Origin of the sequence: Amycolatopsis sp., assembly GCF_036008905.1 — a bacterium.
Lineage (GTDB): Bacteria > Actinomycetota > Actinomycetes > Mycobacteriales > Pseudonocardiaceae > Amycolatopsis.
The window spans coordinates 1-3023 of sequence record NZ_DASYMU010000214.1; the positions used below are offsets into that span (position 1 = coordinate 1).

1 protein-coding gene is annotated in these 3023 nt (G+C 69.0%); it reads right to left on the reverse strand.

Features of this window, described 5'->3' with window-relative positions; genetic code table 11:
- Positions 1-3023: amino acid adenylation domain-containing protein (locus tag VGP60_RS34440; RefSeq protein ID WP_327552362.1), on the reverse strand; the 3023-nt coding region annotated here is incomplete at both ends.

A 3023-nucleotide genomic window follows, 5' to 3' on the forward strand; every position in this document is an offset into this window, starting at 1 on the left:
CGCGCGCAGCCGGTCCACGTCCAGGTGGCGGTCGAAGTCGACGGCCTCCTGGACGGTGTAGACGTCGATACGGGCCTGGTCGTAGCTGGAGTGGAAGAACAGGCCTTCCTGCAACGGCGACAGCGTCCAGATGTCAGCCAGCGGTGCAGGGCTGACCTGCGAGACCAGGTCGATTTCGGCTTGGCTGAGGGAAATCGTGGTCAGGTCGGACGGCGTCAGGCCGACGACGGCGTTCTCGTGCTCGGCGGCGAAGAGACGCAGAGCGGCGGTCCAGCGCTCGACCAGGTCCGGCTCGAACTCGCCGGTCCAGGTCGCGACCAGTTGCGATCCTTCGGCGGCGACGCTGATCCGCAACACGTGGCCGCTGGCTTGCGCGGCAGGCGCTTCGACAACGGTCCACTCGGTGCCGTCAGCGGGGAATTCTCCCTGGTAGGACAGGAGAATCTGCGGTTCGGCCAGTTGTGCGAGCATGGGTGCGGTCTGGGCGTTGAGGTGCCGCAGGACGCCGTATCCGAGTTCGCTGGGGGCTTCGCGCAGGCGTTCCTTGGTGGCCTTGAGGACCTGGAACGGGTCGCCTTCGCCGTCGAGCCGCACCGGGCGCGCGGACGCGAACAGGCCGACCGTGCGCTCGGGGCGGTTGGGCCGGAGCACGTCGACGAGCAGGTCCTGACCGGCCGCGATGCGCAACGCGGCGAGCAGCACATCGGTGACTTCACCGTTGATCGCCGCGGGCAGCGCCTTGACGATTTCCGCACTGTCGTCAGTGGAAAGTCGCACGGTCTGGGTCGTCACCGGCGCCTTGGCGAGACCGGCGACCGGGCGCAGGACGTCTGCCCAGTATTCGAACTCGCCGAGGGGTTCGGCGGACTGCGCCTGCTCACCGATCGTGCGGGCGAACCCGCGCAGCGAAGTCTCGACAGCGGGAAGCTGGGGCTTGCGGTGGGCGTCGATCGACGTCCAGGCCGTGTGCAGGTCGGCGAGGATCGTCCGCCAGGATTCGGCGTCGGCCAGCAGCGGATGCGCGACCAGCAGCAACCGGTGGTCGGTGTCGAACCAGACCGCTTGCAGCATGACGCCGCTGTCCGGGTCGAGCCGGGCGATCGCATCCGCGGTCTCCTGCCGCGTGTCCTCGACCGCGCGACGCAGGATGTCGGTGGCGAGCACGGTGCCCGCGGGCTGCGTTTCCAGTGACCAGAGCACCGAGGCGATCCGGGTCAGTTTCAGGCGCAGGCCGTCGTGGTGGTCGAGCAAGGACTGCACGACCGCGGCCAGCGCTTCGATGTCCGCTGTCGCGGGCACGTTCAGCAGCAGGGTGTCAGCGCGCTGTTCGGACAGCTCGCGGAGCCGGTGCACCCCGGGCAGGAGCGGTACTTCACCGATGGCGTCCACAGTGGACGTATCCGGCAGATCGGCTCCGAGCGCGGCTAGCGCGGCCGGGGTCTTGAGCTCGAAAACGTCCTTCGGGCTGATGTCGAGGCCGTTGCGGCGAGCACGGCTGGACACGCTGATCGACGAAATGCTGTCGCCGCCGAGCAGGAAGAAGTCTCCGTCGATCCCGACTTCGGGGAGCCCGAGCACCTCGGCGAACACCTCGGTAAGGACACGTTCCCGCGCATCCCGCGGTCCCTTCACCGAAGACTGCGAAGGCGGAGCCGCGGCGGACGGCACTGGCAGCGCCGCGACATCCAGTTTTCCACTGGGGGTCAGGGGGAACTCGTCGAGCACGACGAACGCGCCCGGCACCATCGGCGCGGGAAGCGCCTCGGTGAGCGCGGCCCGCAGGCTCTCCGGTTCCGGGCGCGTACCGCCGGACGGCACGACGTACCCGATGAGCGCACCGTTCTTGGCGGCGACAGCCACACGGCCGACACCGGGCTGAGCGGCCAACGCGGACTCGATCTCGCCGAGCTCGATCCGGTTGCCGCGGATCTTCACCTGGCGGTCGGTACGGCCGAGGTACTCGATCTCGCCGTCGGCGCGGCGCCGGACGAGATCGCCTGTGCGGTACAAGCGTTCCCCCGCACCGCCAAAGGGATCGGCGACGAACCGCTCGGCCGTCAGTGCCGCGCGGCCGTGATAGCCGCGCGCGATCTGGTCACCCGCGAGGTACAACTCTCCCGCGACACCAACGGGAACCGGCCTCAGGCAGACGTCGAGCACGTGGAGCCGGGTGTTCCACACCGGCCGTCCAATGGGGACAGTGGTCCTGAGCGAGCCGTCGTACTCGAAGTAGGAGACGTCGACGGCGGCCTCGGTCGGGCCGTACAGGTTGTGCAGCGGGACGCCGGTCAGGGCGTGCCAGCGCGCGGCCACCTCGCCGGTCAGTGCCTCGCCGCTGGAGAAGATCCGGCGCAGGCTGGCGGGCCAGCGCGTGTCCTCGGTGACCTCCTCGGCGCCCAGCAAAGCACCCAGCATCGACGGGACGAAGTGCATTGTGGTGATCTGCTTTTCGCGGATGACCTGTGCCAGATAAGCCGGATCGCGGTGCCCGTCCGGCCGGGCAAGCACCACGGCCGCGCCTTCGAGCAGCGCCCAGAAGAACTCCCACACGGAGACGTCGAAGCTTGACGGCGTCTTCTGCAGGACGCGGTCGTCGGCGGTGAGCCCGTAGTGGTCCTGCATCCAGGCCAGCCGGTTGACGATCGCGCGATGCGACACGAGCACGCCCTTGGGCCTGCCCGTCGAACCTGACGTGTAGATCAAGTAGGCCGGGCTCGCGGTACTCGTGAGGGACGGCACTTTCGCGCCGAAGTGCGCCTGGCCGTCGTCGACCAACAGCACCGCAGGCGCGTCCGCGGGCAGCCGTGCCGCCGACTCAGCCGTGGTGACAACCGTGGTCGCACCCGAATCCGCGAGCATGAACGCGATCCGGTCCTGCGGATAGTCCAGATCGATCGGCAGGTAAGCGGCACCCGACTTAAGCACACCGAGCAACGAGACCATCAGCTCCACCGACCGCGGCACGGCGACGGCGACGATCTGCTCAGGTCCGGCACCCTGCGCGCGAAGCCGTCGCGCGAGCG